Annotated in this window: 16 protein-coding genes; 6 read left to right on the top strand and 10 right to left on the bottom strand. The window is 47.3% G+C overall.

Annotated elements, in window-relative coordinates; all coding sequences use genetic code 11:
* Positions 1 to 223 precede the first annotated feature (223 nt).
* Positions 224 to 367, bottom strand: a complete 144-nt coding sequence (locus BBD42_RS31920) for an RAxF-45 family protein (protein ID WP_172455658.1) — start codon at positions 365 to 367, stop codon at positions 224 to 226.
* A 124-nt stretch (positions 368 to 491) separates the two neighbouring features.
* Between BBD42_RS31920 and BBD42_RS28165 the strand changes: the two genes are divergently transcribed.
* The 3 genes from BBD42_RS28165 (at position 492) to BBD42_RS28180 (ending at position 3265) form a co-directional block, all read left to right on the top strand.
* On the top strand, positions 492 to 1604 hold the full coding sequence (locus BBD42_RS28165) for an acyltransferase family protein (protein WP_172455659.1): 1113 nt from the start codon (positions 492 to 494) through the stop codon (positions 1602 to 1604).
* A gap of 212 nt (positions 1605 to 1816) precedes the next feature.
* Complete coding sequence (locus BBD42_RS28175; RefSeq protein ID WP_099520858.1) at positions 1817 to 2443, top strand: TetR/AcrR family transcriptional regulator; 627 nt, start codon at positions 1817 to 1819, stop codon at positions 2441 to 2443.
* A gap of 33 nt (positions 2444 to 2476) precedes the next feature.
* The gene (locus tag BBD42_RS28180; protein WP_172455660.1) at positions 2477 to 3265 is read left to right on the top strand and encodes a VOC family protein; all 789 of its coding nucleotides are present in this window, start codon (positions 2477 to 2479) and stop codon (positions 3263 to 3265) included.
* 92 nt (positions 3266 to 3357) lie between these two features.
* Here BBD42_RS28180 and BBD42_RS28185 read toward each other — a convergent pair whose 3' ends face one another.
* From BBD42_RS28185 to BBD42_RS28225, 9 genes are all read right to left on the bottom strand, one after another.
* On the bottom strand, positions 3358 to 4200 hold the full coding sequence (locus BBD42_RS28185) for a hypothetical protein (RefSeq protein WP_237163255.1): 843 nt from the start codon (positions 4198 to 4200) through the stop codon (positions 3358 to 3360).
* A 173-nt stretch (positions 4201 to 4373) separates the two neighbouring features.
* A complete protein-coding gene (locus tag BBD42_RS28190; protein ID WP_099520860.1) occupies positions 4374 to 5252 on the bottom strand; it encodes a carbohydrate ABC transporter permease in 879 nt (292 codons plus the stop codon).
* A gap of 12 nt (positions 5253 to 5264) precedes the next feature.
* Complete coding sequence (locus tag BBD42_RS28195; protein WP_099520861.1) at positions 5265 to 6173, bottom strand: ABC transporter permease; 909 nt, start codon at positions 6171 to 6173, stop codon at positions 5265 to 5267.
* 89 nt (positions 6174 to 6262) lie between these two features.
* Positions 6263 to 7801 carry an extracellular solute-binding protein gene (locus BBD42_RS28200; RefSeq protein ID WP_099521845.1) on the bottom strand — a complete coding sequence of 513 codons (1539 nt, stop codon included), beginning with the start codon at positions 7799 to 7801 and terminating at the stop codon, positions 6263 to 6265.
* A 235-nt stretch (positions 7802 to 8036) separates the two neighbouring features.
* A complete protein-coding gene (locus BBD42_RS28205; protein ID WP_099520862.1) occupies positions 8037 to 10325 on the bottom strand; it encodes an AraC family transcriptional regulator in 2289 nt (762 codons plus the stop codon).
* 315 nt (positions 10326 to 10640) lie between these two features.
* Positions 10641 to 11429, bottom strand: coding sequence for a Nif3-like dinuclear metal center hexameric protein (locus BBD42_RS28210; protein ID WP_099520863.1), 789 nt, complete (start codon positions 11427 to 11429; stop codon positions 10641 to 10643).
* Positions 11430 to 11474: 45 nt separating this feature from the next.
* Positions 11475 to 12563: an NAD(P)-dependent alcohol dehydrogenase gene (locus tag BBD42_RS28215; protein WP_099520864.1), complete on the bottom strand. Its 1089-nt coding sequence runs from the start codon at positions 12561 to 12563 to the stop codon at positions 11475 to 11477.
* Between the two features lie 32 nt (positions 12564 to 12595).
* Positions 12596 to 14677 (bottom strand): alpha-glucuronidase family glycosyl hydrolase, encoded by a 2082-nt coding sequence (locus tag BBD42_RS28220; RefSeq protein WP_099520865.1) that lies wholly within the window; start codon positions 14675 to 14677, stop codon positions 12596 to 12598.
* A 36-nt stretch (positions 14678 to 14713) separates the two neighbouring features.
* Positions 14714 to 16867 carry a glycoside hydrolase family 52 protein gene (locus BBD42_RS28225; RefSeq protein WP_099520866.1) on the bottom strand — a complete coding sequence of 718 codons (2154 nt, stop codon included), beginning with the start codon at positions 16865 to 16867 and terminating at the stop codon, positions 14714 to 14716.
* 195 nt (positions 16868 to 17062) lie between these two features.
* Here BBD42_RS28225 and BBD42_RS28230 point away from each other — a divergent pair, with 195 nt between their 5' ends.
* The 3 genes from BBD42_RS28230 to pdxR all read left to right on the top strand — a co-directional run bounded on the left by BBD42_RS28230 (position 17063) and on the right by pdxR (position 21139).
* Positions 17063 to 17983: a helix-turn-helix domain-containing protein gene (locus tag BBD42_RS28230; protein WP_099520867.1), complete on the top strand. Its 921-nt coding sequence runs from the start codon at positions 17063 to 17065 to the stop codon at positions 17981 to 17983.
* Between the two features lie 839 nt (positions 17984 to 18822).
* Positions 18823 to 19611, top strand: a complete 789-nt coding sequence (locus tag BBD42_RS28235) for a nucleotidyltransferase domain-containing protein (RefSeq protein WP_099520868.1) — start codon at positions 18823 to 18825, stop codon at positions 19609 to 19611.
* A gap of 97 nt (positions 19612 to 19708) precedes the next feature.
* Positions 19709 to 21139, top strand: coding sequence for a MocR-like pyridoxine biosynthesis transcription factor PdxR (gene pdxR, locus BBD42_RS28240; RefSeq protein WP_099520869.1), 1431 nt, complete (start codon positions 19709 to 19711; stop codon positions 21137 to 21139).
* The last annotated feature ends 66 nt before the right edge of the window (positions 21140 to 21205 follow it).

A 21205-nucleotide genomic window follows, 5' to 3' on the forward strand; every position in this document is an offset into this window, starting at 1 on the left:
CGAGCGAAGAGCTTTGTCGGAGAATTCTAAGCGAATATAAGGATAAAACTTATAAATGCTTAGAATTCAAGGTGAAACGGCTGTCGCCGTCCTCTCTGGCGCAGCGCGTTTCATTCCGAGAATTACAGAGAAAGGATACAAACATCACATCCTTTCCTATAATTCAAAAAGAGCCGCGGCAAAAAGCCCGCGACCCTTCGAATGGCAAAGCAATCCGTTGTGGTTAAGGTAGGCGTCTTCTCGCGAATGGTATATCCGTATCGTTAAAAATGGACAGACTGATCCCGTTCGCGAAAAATGCATGAACGATGCCAGCCATAGCAATCGGCAGCTGGCTAATACGGTTATTGACCAATTCGTGATTCACCTACCTCACCTCCCTTAATGTTAGTGTGTTTAATTTACCATAAAAAACAGTGCCTTAGCAACGAAATTCGCATTGAAACTTCCTTTTTCGCATGATACAATTTGTATCAAATAAAGAGGAGTGGGTGAGTCCGATTAAAAAGGAATTAGTTAGTGAAATTTATTGGCTGCGAGCAATTGCCTGTTTATTTGTCATTTTAAACCATGCTTTGGGCAATAATTTGGCGCTGTATTTCAGCGGGCAGGAAGGGATCGCCTTCTATTTGCTCAAAATTTTTCAAATGGCTATTTTATTTGGTACTGGTACATTTGTATTTATATCTGAATTTTTGAATGCCAAAACGTATCATGGCAAACCGCCACAAGGCTTTTTTCAAAAAAGGGCGCTCTTTTTGCTTATTCCGTTTCTGTTCATGAGCTTCATATTTGCTATTTTTGATACGGCTCAAAATGGTGCCTTTACGTTTGCCTCCTATTCCATCGAAGCGGTCAAAAATATTTTTCTAGGCGACTTCGTGCTTTGGTTCATCCTATTGCTATTCCAAATTCATATTCTCCACTTTCTCTTTAATCGTTATGCCAGCAAGCTTAAACCGCTAACGGTTATAGTCGCTTCATTTGTGCTGAACTTCGGTTATTTGGCATATTTCAGTGCGACAGCCCCAGGCTCATCCGTTGTCACTACATACATTTGGGAAAGAGGCTACTGGCTGCTCGCCGTCGGCTGGATTTTTTATTTTACCTTGGCTTATTATGCTGGAAGGCATTTTGAACAGGTAAAGCTATTTATTAGTAAACAAGGCGTTTGGCTGTTTGCGATTATCCCCGTCTGCTTTATTGCCGTGATGGGCTTTCAGCAGCAAGGCATTTTCACCATTATATCCTCGAAACGCCCCGATATGATGCTCTATACGATCGCCATGATTGGGCTGATCCTCTATCTATCAGGTAAAACCCGCTCCGTGCCGAGATTCATTATGCTCATTAGTAAATATTCGTTCAGCCTCTACCTATTGCACATGATTGTCATGAAGCTGCTGCTCCAGTTTTTGCCGAAAACAAATTTCGCCGTTTCGTTTGTTGTTTGTTATGTGGGGAGCATTGCCGTCAGCCTTGTTGTCGCCAACCTGCTCAATCGTTTCTCATTCGGAAAATATTTGGTCGGCAACTTGTTGAAGACGCCAAAGCAGGATGCTTCGGCGAAGCCCGCGCTGCAAGTAGGAGAACGTGCCGTTTAAAAATATAAAGCGCGGTTTGCCGCCATGTAGAAGGCCCTGAACGCAAGCAGACATTGTCTCTTGCCGATCAGGGCTTTTTTTGTGTGAGCTAAGCTAATCTCTGCCGGTTCCCAAGCAAACACAAAAATTGAATTTGCATCATAATCCTGCATCGCAAAAACAAAGAACGCATGATAAAATAACACTGTTATTTTATTTTGGAGGGAATAGCGATGTCGGAAAGCAAAGCTGCGAAAACCGAAAAAAAACTGCTCGCCTGCGCCAAGGCCGAGTTTTTGGAAAATGGCTTCGCCGGGGCTAATATGCGTGCAATCGCGCAAACAGCAGGAATGACAACCGGGGCGATATACCGCTATTTTGCTGATAAAAATGCGCTGTTTGAAGCAATAGTCGGCCCTACGGCTAATGAAATTAAACACTATTTTATAGAGCTGACGAATGACCAGATGACCATGCTTGAGTTAAAAAAACAGGCGGCGGAGTTTACAGATATGGAGGAAGGCATGCGGGGCGTATTTGATTTTATCTACGAGCGATTTGACGTATTTGATCTATTAATCAATCGTTCGGCAGGTTCATCCTGGGAAAATTATATCGATTCGCTTGTTGCTTTCGATCTCGCCTCCACCCAAGCTTATATTGCAACAATGATGCAGGTGGGCTTGCTGGAGCAAAGTCCTCCCGCCAATCACCTTGCTATTCTTGTCAAGCAAAGCTATAAGCAGATTTTTGAAATCGTAGCCTCAAGAATGAACCGCGAGGAAGCTTTAGGCTACTTGCAGCTGTTGATTCCCTTTTTGTATGGGGGATGGAGCGCGATTTTAGGAAAACGACCTTAAATGTTTCAATCATATTATAAGGAGGAACACCACATGAACCGCTTCGCGATTGGGCATGTCTTAATCAAAACTAGGCAGCTAAAGCTGGCTGTGGAAAATTTTCAAAAGCTCGGTTTCACCGTGACCTATCGGACAAACCCGGCAAAAGCGCATAATGCGCTCATCTATTTTCAGGATGGCTCCTTCCTTGAGCTGTTTAATCCTAAGCCGATCAATCTTCCAGAGCAGCTGATTCGAGCTATTTTCCAGTTGCTCCGCCCCCTCCATCCAGCTATGGTTAATCGTTTCCTCTATTATTTGAATAGTCAGGAGGGCTTAAATGATTATGCGCTGGATAGCGTTCAGCCGGAGCAGGCCGAGGCGAATGTGCGGGAAATCACTCAGGCTGGTGCCAAGCTCGGCAAAACGGTCAAAAAGAGTAAAACGTTGCCTGATGGACGCAAGCAAACCTGGTGGCTGGCCGTTCCGGAGGAACCTCGTTTGCCTTTTCTAATGAGTGCGTATGATCCGGAAATAGCGTGTACAGAGCAAGAAATTACCCATAATAATGGCGCGATTGGTATCGACAAGCTGGTCATTGATGTGCCCGACCTCGAACACTGGCTTGGGAGTAATAAGCTTATTTTTGCGGGAGCCGAGATTTCAAGGAAGGACCAGCAATGCGAGTTTGTTTTGGGCAAAAAGCATACCGTTGTGCTTCGGCAGGCTGAACGCTACCAATTAGCCGAAATCCATTTATTAACGACGCAGCTTGTAGAAGAAGCAGCTCCGCTCCAGCGGGATTTAGCCCATGGTGCCGCTATTTTCATGAAATCGGTTTAATCGCCAACTCCTAATTCAGATTAGAAAATACAAAACCCCGCTTCCTTTCTGGCTAAGAAAGAACGCGGGGCATTTATCGCCACTATGAAATGCTACAAAATCCGGCTGAACGATTTGAAATCGGAAGGATTGCGTCCGGCCATCCGGTTCAGCTTCAAGTAACTATATGCGTATTTATAAGAATGGCCGTGTCTGCTGTCCTTGAGAGCCTGTTCCCAAAATGGCTGTTCCAACGGACTGCTCACGGTTGTTGTAAAAGCTGGAGCCAATTCCGGCTGATTACTTTCCAAGCCATTTGCGTAAGCCAGGATGTCCAGTCGTCTAAATAAGGAGTTCTCCAACTGAACAAGCCTGGGCTCTTGAAATTGCTGCTGCAGCCCTATAATGGAGTGGCCATGGGTAAGGAGATGTCCAAGCTGCATATCGCCTTTTTCCATTGGGTACGGCCTGTGGAAGCTATGAAACAGATCCAGCACAGCTGCGGGAGCCAGCGGAACCCTCGTTGCCGTTGCGGGAGTTTCTTCAGGGGCAATAATGATATTGCTTTCGTTGATCGTTACGTAGCCTGGACCGGACCGTGCAAATCCCTCAAGCAATACAGTCATGGCATTGAATAATTCGGCCGTCACCGGAATTTTGGAGCGGGAGAGCGCCTCAAAAATATAATACGCATAGATGACATCATGCCCCAATGCATGGCAAGATTGACCTCTCTGGATGAGTACGCTCAAAATGCCATCGCGAAAGCCCGCGTATGCCTTGTCCATCCGATACAACTTCTCGTTTGGATGCTCCTCCACCGTTTTTTCGAGATTTTGGAGAATGGCAGCTTCCAGCGTTGCCGGTACCAGCTTCTCCTCTAAAACGCCAATCAAGGCTAAAACCGCACACGCCCAGTGGCCTTCCCAAATGTGCGCCTGCGAGGATTCAATCATCTTTTGGCATGCCCATTGCTTGTAATAATCGCTATCCAGAGCGGATCCCCTCCTTTTTACTGCCAGCCAGTCCATAAGCCAGACAATAAGCCAATCATCGTTTTAATACTTAATATGATAGCTCTGGAAAACACACTTTGTAAATAAGGATAACGCTTGCCTATATTCTGAGCTTAGCCCTTCAATGCGCCAACCATAACCCCTTTGACAAAATATTTTTGCAAAAACGGATACAATAATAAAATCGGAGCCGTTGTCACAATGATCGCGGCGTATTTCAGCGTTTCAGCCACATCTCGGCTTTGGACGAGCGTCGTCGTGCCAATCATATTCGCACTGTCATTTTCCAATATAATGTTTCGGACGACGAGCTGAATCGGGAATAGGTCCTGATCCCGCAGGAAGATCATCGCATTAAACCAGCTGTTCCAGTGGCCGACGCCATAATACAAGATTAGCACGGCGACAACCGGCATCGACAACGGGAGGAAGATCCGAAACAAAATCGTAAAATGCCCTGCGCCGTCCAGAAACGCCGACTCCTCGATCTCTTTGGGGATCGCCATAAAGTAGGTGCGCATAATGATCAAGTTGAAGGTGCTCATCGCCGTAGGCAAAATCAGCGCCCATAGCGAATTGAGCAAGCCATACGATTTTACAATGAGGAAGAACGGCACAAGGCCTCCTTGGAAAAACATCGTAAATACGATAAAAAACATAATCGGCTTTTGCAGCAGGACGCCTTCGCGCGAGAGGAAATAGGCACCTAATGAAGTCAACGTCATATTAATCGCCAAGCCTGCGATCAGGACAAACAATGTATTTCTAAAGCCATTCATAATTGTTGGATTGCTTAATACCGCTTTGTAGCCCTCCAATGAAAAGCCTTGCGGCCACAACAAGAGGCCAGTGTGTGAAAGAAGACGATTTCCTTCGCTGAGCGAAGAAAATATAATATAAAGCATCGGATACAAGGTAATGACAATTAAAATAAGCATAACGAGCACATTTATTCCATCAAAAACACGCTCGCCCCATGAAATTTTAGTCATATGATCAACTCCTTACCAAAGACTGTTTTTGCTGACCCGTTTGCTGAAATAATTGGCCAGGAGCAATATTCCAAAGTTAATGACCGAGTTAAACAAGCCTACGGCAGCGCTGTACCCATAGTTGAATTCGAGTATCCCTTTTCGGTATACGTAGGTCGAAATGACATCAGCTGTCTCGTAAATGCTTGCGCTATAGAGAAGGATGATTTTCTCGAATCCGACATTCATAATATTTCCAAGGGCCAGTATAAGCATAATCATGATCGTCGGGAGCATGCCGGGCAAAGTAATATGCCTAATTTGCTGCAGCTTGGATGCTCCGTCTATTTTAGCTGCTTCATATTGCTGCTGGTCTATGCCAGAAATAGCCGCCAAATAAATAATTGTCCCCCAGCCAATCTGCTGCCATATTTCACTGATAATATAAATAGGACGGAAAGCTCCAGGCTGCTGCAGAAAAGAAAGACGTTCTCCGCCAAAAAAAGCAATCACATCATTAATAAGTCCATCTGAAAGCGTAAAATAACGGATAATGCCTGCTACCACGACGAGTGTAATAAAATGGGGCATGTACGTAATCGTCTGGGTAATGCGCCGAAAAATCGAGCTTTTGAGCTCATTTAATAGCAAAGCGAGCAAAATAGGGGCAGGAAAACCGAATAACAAATTATAAAAGCTTAGCAAAATCGTGTTTTTTATGACGCGAAAGAAATAGATGCTGGAGAAAAAGCTTTCAAAATGCTTAAGTCCAACCCAGTCGCTGCCGAGTATGCCTTTGGCTGGAATGAACTGCTTGAAGGCAATAATCGCCCCATACATTGGAACATAATGAAACAGCACATAGTAGAGCAGCACAGGAAGAATGAGCACATATAACCATTTATTGCGGATCAGGTCTTTCCCCAGTCTAGTTGCGAGCATGGATAACTCTCCTTTATTGCAGGCTAAAATGTCAGGAGCCGCCCTATTTCGCTTCTCTAAAGGGGCTCCTGATCGTTTATCGTATCGCTTTAACGTTGCAGATAACGTTCATAGGCAGCTTGCTGAATTTCCAGCGCTCTTTCAATGCCCAAATCCTTCATTTGCTGAACATATTTAACGTAGCTGTCGGCAGTCTCATTGCCTAAAATAATTTTCAGCTCCGCTTCTTTAACTAGAGCGTTAATATCGTTCATAATGCTGCTCATTTCATCCGCTTCCTCAGCCGTTGGTGTCACTGGTGGCAGCAGATGGCTCTCATGGTTCGTTTTTTTCCAAATGCCGAGTGCCTCTGTCGTCTGCTCATATTTCGCTGGCAGATTATTATCCTGCTGAATCATCGGGAAGTTGGTGCCATGCGAATATTGCAGCATCACTTGGTCGCTGCCGAGTCCATTCGGGTTGTTGACAACCAAATCCGTGTAGACAGGCTTGCCGTTTTCCAGCTTGTACGTGACCCCCTCCAGGCCATAGGTGTTCAGCATGCTTCCTTCAGCGGAATAAGCGTAATCCAGCCAGCGGATGGCCGCTTCTACATTTGCCGTCGTAGCGGAAATAGCCGCCGAGCTCGTGCCTGCATATGCATTGTCCAGCTGTCCGAACTCCGGAAGCTCGCCTTTTGCCGCTGCTGGATAAGGGACAGCCACGAAGTTCGCCTTCGGATCGGTTTCCTGAGCCGCAGCATTGTATTTTTCAATGTAGAACTGCCAGCCGATCGTTGCGCCGCTGCTGCCGGAGGACATTTTTTTATCAACGGTTGCCGCATCGATGGAAGCAAAGTCCTTGTCAATGAGCCCTTCCTTGTACCACTGGCTCATCGTCCTTAAATATTCTTTATATTGCGGCTCCAAATAGCCGTACGTCACTTTTCCGTCATTCAGATAGAAGTTGCCCATTACGCCAAATGCGCCGGCAAAACCGCCCGTGCGTTCGCCCAGAAACATCGACCGGAACGTCACCGGCGAGCTGGCCTTTTTCTTCTCTTTGAACGCCGTCAATACGGTATGCCAATCCTCAATCGTTTCGGGAATGTCCAAGCTCAGCTCGTCGAGCCAATCTTTGCGGATAATAGGTCCTCCATATACACGGCCAGCATCGGAACGAATGAAAGGGAATGCATAATACGTGCCGTCATCCGTCTTGATCATTTTGTCGATGTCGGGATTTTCCTGAAGCACTTTCTGTAAATTCGGCGCATATTGGTCAATTAAATCATTCAGCTTTAATATATACCCCTGCTCCACAGCTCGGTCAGGACCGCCGGGATATTGAAGCCAAGTATTTAGAAAAATATCAGGAAGCTCTCCCGAGGCGAGCAGCAGGCTGAACTTTTGATCCGTCATCGGCGTTCCGCCCAAATGCTTGATTTTAACCCCCGTCCGTTTCTCGTATTCTTCATCAATCGGCATCGCTTCTGGTGTACTGCCAAGCTGCTCATTCATAAAAGAGAGCTCTGCATTTCCTGGCATCGGATAAGAAAAGGCTCCGCCTGATTGATTATTCGGATTCGACTTAACAGCGCTTTCATCATTGCTGCTAGAGCTGGAATCGCTGCAACCGGCCATTAGCATGGAGAGACTGAGTAGAAAAATGACAGGCTTGCTTGCCGTTTTTTTATTAAACCATTTTGCCAAAATAAAGACCTCCGTTTGTATGTTTTAGCTCTGCTTGACTTGCCTCTTAACTATAAACAGCAGCAGTCCGCCGAAACAATGCTCAATAAACTCAATCCATCGCCAAAACAAGAAAAAGGCGCGTCTTTTCTGGAATGTACGCAGCCTTTTTACAAATTGCCTATTCGGTTTGTTATTGTAGATTTTTATATTTGCCTGGCGTAATCCCTTCATATTTCTTGAATACGCGAATGAAGGCGCTGCTGCTGGAGAAGCCTGCTTTAGACGAGGTCTCCTCTATGCTTGCTCCTTGCTGAAGCAGCAATTTCGCCTTTGAAGTGCGCGTTTGACTAATGAAGTCATGCAAGCCGAGCTCCATCTGCTCTTTAAATAATCGCGATACGTATTGCGGGGTAATGCCAAATTCGGCCCCAATCATCGATACGCTAAGATTGATATCGTCATAGTTTTGCTCCACATACTCCGCCACCTGTTCTCCTATTCCCGTATTGGATAGCAAGGACAGCTTTTCATTGATTTTGTGGCACACCATTTGTAAAATTTGCAGCAGCTCCTGCCGGAATTCCCCCCTCGTTGTACAGGCGAGCAGACGTTTCATCGGCCGCGATTCCTCCCATATTTGAGCCTGCTGCGCTTCAAGCGGAACGGATTTCATCATCGAGCTTGCCAAATCGATCATCGCACATTTGAGCATTTCAATAGAGGATTGGCTGCTGAACACTTGGTTCAAAATTTCGTCTACCTTCTCTGTCGCTTTTTCCAGATCCCCTGTCTTAATAATATTGATGAAAGCAAGCTCATCGTTGATCGACAAATAATATTCCGCTTCCAGCGGCTCAATATCGCCATACCAAATCGACACATTTTCTTCTGAAAATAATCGGTACTCTTGGGCTTCCAGCGCCTGCAAATAGGCATGGTGGATGCCAGCTACCCCAACCTCGTGCTCGCTCCCGGCCATCACAATTTGCAAGCGGTAGCGCTGATCGGTAAATTCCAGCGTTTTCACCAAAGCCTGCTCCATATCCTCTTTCCAGACGGAAATTCGCTCGGGATGAATGTTAATAACGGCAGCAAGCATGCCGTCCATATCGGTAAAGCTTAAGCTGTGAAACTCTTGTGCAACATCAAGCATAATATTCGTTACGATAAAATGGGATAAATTCATTGACGTCGCGCTTGCTTCGCCTGGCTGAATATCGAACAGCAGCACGGCAAAATGCTCGGTGCTCCAATTCAAATGATAACGCCCCGCCGCCTCTTGGGCCGACAAGCCCTCCTCTGCCTGCCCTTTGAGCAGCCTCGTTAAGTAGTAGGCCTGAAGCACCCGAAGCTGCTTGTATTCGCGGCTGCTCATATCATCACGCTCGCGAATCGTCGCCAGCGCATTTTCCCTAATAAATGAAAACTCGTCCGCCCGCCACATGCTCCGCTCCTGCTTGGCGTAGGAGAATACATTGACCAGCTCGCGAACAGGATTATAATTTCGGCGCGCAACATAATAAATGACAACCCCGCCAATTAAAAAACAGACCAGCAAGCCCAGCAAATTCAAATTGCGAATTTCCCTCGCTTTTTCCCAAAAGGTATCCGAAGGGAAAACGCTTACATACTTCCAGTCAGACGTATCCGAAGCGATAAAGGAAACCATATTTTCCGTTCCGGCAATGGTCAAAAAGGAGGAATCCGCTTCTTTATTGTCCGTCTCCACAAAAGAGAAAATCGGCGGTCTTTCGATTTTATTATTTTGAAACATAATTTGGTTCGCTTGATCGACGATGTAAACATCGCCATTGTTGACCCAATCGACGTTGGCCAGCATTTTTTGAACGGTATTGCTATTTAAAGCGATGAATAAAACGGCTCGCGTAGTGTCCTTTTCCTTTATATTCGACAATGGCTTAATTAATAAAACCGTATTTCCGACCCGTTTAAATTGGATAAAAGGCTTCAGCTTTCCCGACTGGATCATCGGCGTATCCAAAAGTTGCTGCCATTCCTGCTGGCTGATGTTAAACGATTGACGATTCATCTCGTAAAATAACGCCGAATCCGTGTAGGTTTCATCTGTTAGAATGGTATCGAGCTTGCCGGAATACAAATAGATCCCTTTGATAAAATTGTTGGCAGATTTGTATTTGCTCAGCTCCTGCTGTATTTTGAAAATTTGAAAGGACTCCTGCTGCGCGGAGTCTGGGTTCATATTCAGAAAAGAATTCACGTCATTATGAATAGACAATAGCATAGCCAGCTTTTCCGCTTGGTTAATTTCACTGTCGACCATATATTTAACCTGTTTGAGCATCGCACCACTCGCTCGCTGGATTTCATACTCTACTACTTTTTTCGTTTGGGTATAAACGACAGCGCTAACCGTCAAAGGAATGAGCATAATGATCGCATAGGAAATGATCCACCTAAACGCAATGCTTTTGCTAAAAACAAACTTCTGCTGTTTCATATTTTGCCTCCGCAGGTTGAACTCTCTTATTGCAAGCGTAAACGGCTTTCGCCATCCTCTGGCGGCAAAGCTAACGTTTCGCGAAGAAATAGAGAGAAAGGATAAAATAATCATATCCTTTCCTATATTTCAAGCGTAAACGGCTTTCGCCACCCTCTGGCGGCTAAGCTACCGTTTCGCGTTGAAATATAGAGAAAGGATGAGAAAATCACATCCTTTCTCTATATTTTAAAAAACCTGCTCTGCCCTAATAGGAACTTCATGAAGTCCCCTTAGCAGCAAAGCAGTATTTGAGATCGCTACCTAATGATTGTGTTAGAACACTTGGAATACAGGGGCATCTGCCAAAAAATAAACCGGAAGCTTCGGATACTTCTCCGCTAGCATTTCAGCTAAATATTCCATCCCCGGCTCTTCGCTCTCGGCATGGCCAAGCATAATGAGCGCTTTGCTGTGCCCTTGGTGCAGCGCATCCCTTATATATTCTGGCGTTTCCCATTCCGGTCCTTCGCCAGCTATAATCAAATCCACATTTTGTTGCTGGAGCAATGGAATCGCTGAGCTTCCGCCGCCTCTATATCCTACCAGAACACCTACGCGTTTGCACAGCATCGTGGGTTCACCTGCTGCCCGCACATAGGGAATGTTCAGCTTGCTTTTCAAATAATCAGCCACTTCGGCGAGCTGCATAGCGGGTATATCTACAATTGCCTCAGCTCGCTGCGTTTCGGCTGCCATCCAACCGAGCTTGCGCAGCAAACCGGTCAAGACAATGTCCGGCTGGTAGCTATGCATATAATCATGGAAGCGAAAAATGCCGACACCTGTTTTTTCAATGAAAGCCGCTTTGGCCTCAACAACAGCGTCGTTGCGCAGCCAATCTCCAGCCTCATGGTGGCTATAAAAAAAGCCCTCGTGCGATACAATTAAATTGGCGCCCAAAGCATATGCCTGCTCAATAATAGAATGGGTAGCCGAAAAGGCTGTAACGATGCCTGTCACTACGGTACGCTCGTGCCCAAAGCTCAATTGATCCACGGTTGGAGCAGCCACATCTATGCCTGCTTTCAAATCCTTTATCACTTGGCCAATGGTGATGTTCATCGCAGCCACCTTTCAAGCTGACCATCCGACAGCAGCACCAGCAGCTTACTCATTCGGATAAACGACGACCTTCAAGCTGCCGCTCTTATTATGAATAGCCCGTTCTAGTGCCTCCTGCGTCTTGGCCAGCGGATAACGGTCGGTAATGAGAAAGCCCGCATCTATGGAATCGGATGATAAAAAGGATATGCCGCTAGGATAGGTATTAGCATAGCGGAAAATACCGTACAAATCAATTTCATTGTCCGCGATAAAGGTAATGCTCAGCGGCGTTTCATCCTGCGGAGGCAGTCCGACGATCGCAAGCCTCCCTCCCCGGCGCAGCGAATATAATGCTGAACGAAGCGCATGGGGATTGCCGGCTGTTTCCCAAGCCACATCCACTCCTTTGCCTCCGGTCAGACTCTTCACGACGCTGGCCGGGTCCTCGTTCTTGGCATGAATGGCATGGGTAGCTCCCATCTTCAAAGCGGCTTCCAAGCGGATTTCTTCCATATCGCTCACAAATATTTGTGCGGCTCCGAAAGCTTTTGCCGCGGCAACCGCCATGAGCCCTACCGGACCCATGCCCATAATCGCTACCGTATCTCCGGGCTGCAGCTTGCTTCTTCTCGCCGCGTGAATGCCCACCGAAAACGGCTCGTTAAGCGCAGCCTCCTCATAAGACAATTGGTCGGGAATCGGAAACACCATATCCTCCCGAACTGCCAAATATTGCACGAAAGCGCCGTCTATCGGCGGAGTTGCCAGAAAGCTCACGTCAAGGCAAAGGTTATAGCGCCCTTCCTTGCAAGCGCTGCAATGGCCGCACGTCGTCCCTGGCTCTATAGCGACCCGTGTACCTACCGTGACGGAGCTCACCTTTTTCCCGACAGCTGCTATCATTCCTGCACATTCATGTCCGAGAATAAGCGGCTTTTCTACGATAAAGCGGCCAATTCGTCCATGCTCATAATAATGCAGATCCGAGCCGCAAATGCCGACAGCCATCACCTTGACTAACACTTCTCTGTCCCCAATTGAAGGGATTGGCAGCTCTTGCAAAACAATTGCACCCGGCTCCGTCATAACGGCCGCTTTCATCGTTTGAGGCAGCTGCTCTCGTTCTAATCCTGCTACACTCTGCTCATTCATTTGAAAGTCTCCTTCACAGTCGAACATGTAAGTTAATAGATTTTGCGGTGGTGCTTATCTTCTATCCCGCTTTTGCGCAAGAAGTACGTATTGATTTGATCACGCCACTCTTCTGCATGCCGAGCCTGCTCCCTCAAACGCTCTTCAACCTGCGTATACAGCCCTTCCTTCATTCGTCCCTGCAGGGAGCTCCAAGCTGTCAGCATTTGCGCCGCCTGCTCCACCCCTTCAAAGTGAGTATCATATATATGCTGAATGACGGTTTTACCAGAATGAAGCACATGGGTATACGGGACATGATGGAAGAACAGCAGCAGCTCATCCGGGCAATGCTCCAGTGAATTATAGATTTCGGCATTCGCGCCCATATATTGCGCGCTGTAGCCGGTTCCGGTCTGCACCGTGCGGTCAACGCCTAATCCTTTGTTGTCTGCAAAATGATACGTTCCCCATGGCGAATATTCATATCCATCGACATTAGGACCATAATGATGGTTTGGATTGACCATCCAGCCTATGCCGAGCGGTGCCGTATATGACTCATAAATGCTCCACGAATCCATTAGCAGTCCGCTAACGATATCATGAACGGCGGTATCCAAACTTAGGGCCAGCTGTATCCACTCACTCGCTATTTGCTCCGCCGTTAAATCCGGGTTCCATGCCAGCCTGCCATAGCCGTATAAATTAGCTTGAGCCAGCAAATGCCCGCTCCAGTTTGAGTCTGCTCCTACATTAGTGACAGCTGCCATCCCGTTTATCCGGTTGCCCCATGTGGAGCCGTCGACAATACGCTTGACTGGAGCCTGTTCGCCGCCCGCATACGTATTGAACTCCAATATTTCCTTCCATTGCGGGACGAGGTAGCACAGATGCCGCTGCTGCCCTGTATACTCCTGCGTAATTTGAAATTCAATCAGCTGGTTGGTGTGCTCAAGCGCGCCAAAGAGCGGAGATACAGGCTCTCTAGCTTGAAAATCAAGCGGTCCATTTTTAATTTGCAGCACAACATTATCGTTGAATCTGCCATCCAGCGGTTTAAAGTGGTCATACGCCGCCCGCGCACGATCGGTCGTACGGTCACGCCAATCCTGCTTGCAATTGTAAACGAAGCAGCGCCATATCACGATGCCGCCATGCGGCTCCAGCGCCTGCGCCAGCATATTGGCTCCCTCTGCATGGTCGCGCTCATACGTAAAGGGACCCGGACGATTTTCAGAGTCGGCTTTGACCAGAAAACCGCCAAAATCCGGAATGGCTGCGTAAATTTCCGAAGCTTTGCTGTTCCACCAAGCTTGCACACTCTGATCAAGCGGATCAGCCGTCGCAAGCCCGCCGATCTGAATCGGACTCGCGAAATTGATGCTGAGGTACAAGCGAATGCCATAAATCCGGAAAATATCGGCTAGCTTCGCTACTTGCGGCAAATAGGTTGGCGTAATAAACAGCGTCTCCTCCTGATGAACATTAACGTTGTTAATCGCTATCGCATTAATGCCGACCGAAGCCATCATTCTGGCGTAATCGCGCAGCCGCTCCTGATCCTCGGTAAAACGGTTATTTTCATACAAAAAAGAGTTCCCGGCATAGCCGCGCTCAATGCTGCCATCGAAATTATCCCAGTGATTAATCATTCTCAATCCATTTGTCGGAGTGCTGGCAATATCAAGCTCATTAATTGAAGCGCCCGTGCCTATGAGCCTCAGCAAATGAAACACGCCATAAAGCACGCCTGCCGGCGAGGCGGCGCCGATTGCTAGACAGGAATCAGCATGGCTCGTGCGGATGACATACCCTTCCGCGCCTGCGGCCTGAATATCTTTTTCGCTAATTAAGCTTTGATAGCGCACCTGTAAGGATTCGAACGTTCCCAGCGCGATATGACGCTGCTCCTGATTGGGAGCCGTCGACACAGAATGGCCCAGCATCGCTTCCAGACCAAGCTTTAGCTCAGCCGCCGCAGCATGAATCGTCTCCTGTGCTTCCAAGGAAACGATTGCGCCGCCCCATTGCTTATATTGCTCCAATTGGGTACCAGGCAGCGCTCTATTATAGCTCAGCCAAGCATGATAGCCGCTTTCCGCTGGTTTAGGTTTCCTCGCAGTTTCATTCATCCTTTGTTGCACCTCATCCTATGGTTTGAATTTGTATTAGCTGCTTTTGACAAGCGAATGGTCAGCCGAATTCTCATATAGCCACAAAATAGCGGTTACGCCGCGAGGGTAATATTTGCTGCCAACGATTTGGCCTGACAACACCTGATCGCTCCAGCACCAATACGAAAGCTCGGGATGCAGCAGCCAAGCGACATGAGCCGAATCGGCAAGCTTTCCGCTCTCCTCCCACGGCATTTTCATAATTTCTCTGGCAATAAATTGGCATAAATAAATTTTGCTAAGCCATGAATTGTTGCTGGTCGAAGATAATTTCCACGCGCCATCCTCAAACAAGCATACGCCAGGCACAAGCACGGTTGTCAGGTGACGGTGAAGACTGCTCAAATAATCGGCAAATCTGCCGTTCGGATCAAGGGCCTCCTTGCAGCCGGTAAATAGCGGGAATACAAGCCCTTCAATCGCAGGAATGATGCGCGAGTCATTGTTTTCACCAATAATAGCAGGAATATAACCATCCTCTGTCAACGCAGCTGTAATGGACGCCGCACATTTATCTGCTTGCCCGCCAGCCTCTTCCGACAATTCTGGCAAGCCTTCGGCTTGGAACAGGCGCTCCAGCGCCACGTAAGCGGCCCAGCATTTTCCAGCCATATAAATATTGTTGCGGGACTGGCCCAAAGAGGCATCCAAGCTGTCATAGGTGGAAATTTCAGCGCCTCCCTGCGTACGCGTGCTGTCCAGTGCCATAAGGCCGCTGCGCAGCTCCTTTACAGGATGATCCCGGTTCAGCATGCTCTCAAAGCAGGAGCGAATGACGGGCAGCATATTGGCTGTAAATTCCGCATCCTTCGTTTGCTCAATATATACAAGCGCCGTACAGAGCCAATTGACCAGCTCTTCATGGGACATATAAGAGAAGCAGTCGTCCAGCCCCGCCAGCTCATAGGCCGAATATTGCGGACGGGAAAAAACATTCGCCACCCCGACATCATGGGTAAATGTTATACCGCCGGGATATAGCTCCTGCCCGCCAGGAAACGTAACCTGATCGTTATAGCTGTACCTGTCTACGAACAACTCCAATTCGTTTCTTACCGTCCACGGATTCATAATCAATTCAAAGAACAGCTGATCCACCGTCAAATCCAGCGTGTTCATCATCCGATATTCGCCTTCATTGACGATCCATAGCGCTTTGCCATCATAGTCCAGCATTTGGGTGCTTCCGTAATAGCTGTGAATAGCGTGCGAGAGCATAAATTTTTGATCGTTCGAAAGCTTGGAATCATTAATCCATTGATCCGCCTGCTGGCAAGACTCAGCAAGCTCCTGAAAATGCTGCAAAGCGTACGCAGCGACGCTGTCGATATTTTTAAAATAACGGGTATACGCATAGGAGGCTTCAATGCCAGTTGTGACAATCCCATCGCGATAGAAGCAAATCGCAAACTTGTACGTGCGCATCTCGCCCGGCGGTACCTCCATTAAGATGGCTCCTGTTCCGCCCAAGCCAAAAGCATAGTTATGCTCGTATTGCTCATCCAAAATTTTCTCCATTGTAAATCCCAGCGCACTTTGAACATCATCCGTATCGCAAGCGATAGCCGTCAAGCGGCCTTGCCCGATGCCTGCAAACTGCCCTCCGCTCGTATCGCCCAGCCTGCGCATCGCACTGTAGGGATCGCTGCCCTCATAGCCAAAAAAACCTCTTCTAGCCGTGGACCCGTTGCTATTGTCCAGCGTCAATTCGGCAAAAACAGCCGGAACGATCGCCTGCTTCATCTCCTCTGGGCTCGCTGCTGCCGGATCTGGCACGGAGCGGACGGGCGAATAAATACGCAGCGTTACGTCACCCGCCTGCCACGTATCTGTGCCTGCGCCCAGCGTTCGCGATATTTGTTCGTCGTTAAACGCTTTCAATTTTGCCGTCGCCTGCTGATCCTTATCGCTTGAATCGGCTTTTTCCACATCATATCTGGAGCTGTCGTCAGCAGCCGTTTCAAAAAACGGGAACGCCTCATAAATGCTGCCATTTAAAGCTTGCATGCCGATATAAATGTTTTGATCGGCTGGCTTCCCTAATTCGGAAGCAAGTCCGCCCTTCTTTCCTTTGAAGCCCAAGGTAAAGCTCGAAAAAGCTCCGATTGGCGAGTGCTGCACATTATAAAATTGATTTGGATTAGCCAATGTTAAACCCCTTCCTGACCGTTAATAAAATAGCAATTAAGCGTTTGCATGAATTATTTTTATCCTAGCACGTCAGGTTAAGCGGAAGCCATTGTCAAATCGAGCAATTATTTACCCAAATCGGGCTGAGTACGTTATACTCGTAGTTAAGCACGGTGTGAAAATTCGCGAGGAATGGAACGGAGGTGCTGCATGATGGCAGCCACTTTTATACCGCCTATACTTGGACAATGCATTAGCGAAGCTATTGTTCCTGACGTCAAAACAACAATCAACCTGTTTGGCATGCATTTGCGCAAAGTGAATGGACAATGGGATTATCCGGTGCATACCCATCCCCAATATGAGATCAATTATGTGCTTGAGGGCGAGCAATTGTTTATCGTTAATGACCGTCATTATATTCAAAAGGCCGGGGCCCTCATGTTCCTTCAGCCAGGAGCCGCTCATGCCAGTAAAAGTGGTAACGGCGAGCCGTTTACTTATTTTTGCCTGCATTTTGATATCGATGACCACATGTTTTTATCCTTATTAAGTCGCCTCGACTCTGTTCTATTTGACACGGACAGCAATGTCGTCCAGCAATTAAGGCCAGCGCTCAATAAAGTCATCGAAATGTCGAGCCAGCTTGCTGAACATTCCGCTGCCAAGCTTACGGAACGGATGCGCCTCCAATCCGCTGTTTTTGAGCTGTTCGGACAGCTCTGGGAAGCCCTTTCTGCGGAGGCAGACCTCCATTCAGCCATCTCCTATGAGAAAGTCCAGCTGGCGCATCAAATACGCGAAAAGCTGCAGGGACTCATTTACCAGCAATTCAAGCAGAATGCCGCTCTACTAGACCAGCATTACGGCATTGACGACATTGCAGCCGAGCTTGGCATCAGTGTCTCCCACTGCAATCGGGTGTTTCGGCAGGTTTTTGAACTATCGCCGCGCGTGTTTCTCTCCAAGGAGATGCTGCATGAGGCGAAGGTGCTGCTTCACGATCCCCAGATGTCAATCAGCCAAATTTCCGCGATTCTCGGCTATCGCGACATTTCGCATTTTAGCCGGCAGTTCAAGCGCTGGCATGGCGCTTCGCCGAGTGAATACCGTCGGGGGAATAAAGAGAGATGAGTGCTGCGAGAATAAGCTTCGTATGACGATTTATATCTAGGGCATCTAGGATGTGCATGCAAACCAGAGTCAGCCTGCTTCTGCTTGCTTAGCGCTTAATCGAGGGCATTCCCTATGACGAGTTATGGCTAGGGGATAGCCGCATGGGAGTGTTACGGAGGCCGCCAATGTGGCTGAAATCGCTGTGGCTGAGGCCGCTATAGCTGGGACTCCGCAGCTGAAACCGCTGTAGCTGAGATCGCTGTAGCTAAGACCTCGCAGCTCGGGAACGCTCCCTGCTTTTTTGGCGGACTAAGGTTCCGCTATTCTGGCTTTTGATTCGATTTCAGGCCGTAAGCGGACAGGAAATCCGTTATTTCCATCATTATCCCATCAAAGGGGCTTTTGGCAGTGCATTAGCTGCTCCTGAGTCCGCGAACTGCCCCATAAACCGTGATACTGTTGAAATAGCGGCTGCTGTGTCCGCCGAGTCTATCTTTTTGCCTGGAGTAAATCCCTTTACTAATTGATTCGAAGAAAGGATGCACTTCCCACTGGGACTGCCCCCTCTAACATAAAATAAATCAAAACACCTTCAAGATAATGTAATCATGTCGTAAGATATGAATATATCCTTGGAGGTGTTTTTATCTTGGCAACAAGAGCTACTCCACTCTCTTGCGAATTTATCTTCAACTACTCGTGCAACCGGACACCTTGCAGAAACTTAATAAATAACGGTGGTCATGAAACACTTTAGTTTTTTGTAAAGGATTGGGCATGAATGACTATAGCTTGATTCCTAAATTTTGTATAAGGTTACAGTGAGAGCTTCAAATCAAGAAAGGGGAGGCTAGAATATGTATACGCACCATAAACAATCGCTGGACCATTTCGTAGAAACGCTGCAATCTGATCCAAACCTATTAGCCGTCATAACAGCTGGCTCCATCGCGAAAGGTACGGCCAAGGAAACATCAGATATCGACGTTTATTTGCTTGTAACGGATCAAGAATTTGAAGAACGGAAGAAAACCAACGCGCTCTCTTACACCACTCATGAATTTTGCAATTATGAAGATGGCTATATCGATGTCAAAATCATCAATATGCGGTTTCTGGAGCTGGCGGCCGAGAGAGGCAGCGAGCCGACCCGCGCTTCGTTTACAGGTTCGCAGGCTTACTACTCCATCGTTCCAGGACTGAATGAAATGCTAACCAAAATATCGATATATCCTGAGCAAAATAGAAACCAAAACATTAAAGATTTTCAAGCACAGGTGCTGCTTTACGGTTATTATTTTGCAGGGGAAGCCGTCAAAAAGAATAACCCTTACCTGCTGTCGCAAGTCGTCAGCAATCTGGTGTTATTCGGAAGCCGAATTATATTGGCGCACAACCGCATTTTGTTTCCGTGCCACAAGTCCATGATGGCTGAAGTCGAAAAAGCACCAGAAAAACCGGATACCTTTCTCGAGCTTTGCCATGAGCTGCTGTTAAATCCGACCCATGAAAAATGCATGGAATTAACGGAGCTCATACTGAATTTTCAAGACCTGGAATTATCGTCGGAGCAGGCGGTCAGTCTATTTATTCAGAACAATGAATGGAACTGGATCGATCAGTCCCCTCCCCTGCAAGATAGATAGCTGGGTAAATCAAAAAACAGCCTCTGCCGCTGAAGCTTCGACGGTGTGAGTAAATAAATCCATATTTTTGACGCATATACTACTAGAGGTGAAATAGATGCTCAAAGTTAACCGTGACGACGAACGTCCCATATGGCAGCAGTTGCTTGACCAAGCGATCCATAATATTACAACCGGAAAATGGCCTCCAGGCGAATTGCTGCTGCCTTCTCGCGAACTCGCCCTACTCATTGGTGTCTCTCGGTCAACTATACAGATTGTTTATGAGGAATTATTCAGTCGTGGGTATACGGTTACTTCCCGGCGCGGCGGAACAAGAGTTAGTGACTGGACCCACAAGACCCGTTTTATGGAGGAGGTTGCAACTCAAGGACCCGTTACCCCTGAGTTGCCTTTATTAAACGATGCAGTCGGCCAGTTGCAAAACTGGTTCAGAGGAAAAGAAAATAGAAATGTGGAGATTGATTTCAGCCCGCATGAGCCTTATTTGGATCAACATTTTCAAACAAACTGGAGACACTCGTTTTTACAAGCCTCCAAAGAAACAGACCTGGCCAGCTGGGCTTACGGCAACCCCTATGGTTTCGTGCCGCTGCGCGAGCAGATACAACGTTATTTGTCACTGGAGCGAGGCGTCCACGTTCATATCGATCAAATGATATTAACTTCGGGCGCACAGCATAGTCTGGATTTAATCGCCCAAGCCTTATTAAATGAAGGAGAAACCGTTTGCGTTGAAGATCCCGGCTTCCCCGCTTCATGGATGGCGATGAAATACAGGAGGATGAATGTTGTTCCCATCCCGGTCGACGATTACGGGCTACTAATTGACCGCATTCCTCCTCAATCAAAGCTTGTTTACGTTACGCCTTCCCATCAGTGTGCGGCTGGGGTAATCATGTCGGCGCCCCGCAGACAGCAATTGCTGCATATGGCGGCTCAACATCAATTTTGGATGGTTGAGGACGACTACGATAGCGAGTTCCGATATCGTGGCGACCCGCTCCCAACCTTGTTTAGCCAGCAGCCTCAAAACACGCTGTATATGATGAGTTTTTCCAAAATGGTCGCTCCTGGCATTCGTATATCAGCGATCGTTGGTCCAACAGAGGCCATTCGCCAGCTTGCCCATGTCCATGAATTAACCTATCGCCATCTTCCCATTATGGAGCAATTGACGCTTGCTCATTTTATCGAACATGGGCATTTCATGCGCCATATGAGAAGAGTCAGAAATGTATATCGGCGCAGACACGAAGCCATGACGAAGGCCATCATCGCGACTGGCCTAAACAAACGGTTTAAACTTAGCGGCGTAGAAACAGGATTGCATATGCTTCTTGAAGCTGAAAATTCGTTTAATGAACAATCTGCAACGAACCAAGCGCTCGAAAAAGGCATCCGTGTTTATCCACTTAGCAAGTATTGTTTGGAAAGCGATCGAAAAGGATGGGTGCTAGGCTTTGCTAAAGTAGATGAGTCCGCAATAGCAGCAGGCATTCATCGTCTTGCGGAGATGCTTTTGTAATTTAAGCATCTCCTGCTAAGCTTAATTAGGTTCAGCTTTTTTTAGCCCATTTGTACCTGTATTCAT

This window comes from Paenibacillus sp. BIHB 4019 (genome assembly GCF_002741035.1).
Lineage (GTDB): Bacteria > Bacillota > Bacilli > Paenibacillales > Paenibacillaceae > Pristimantibacillus.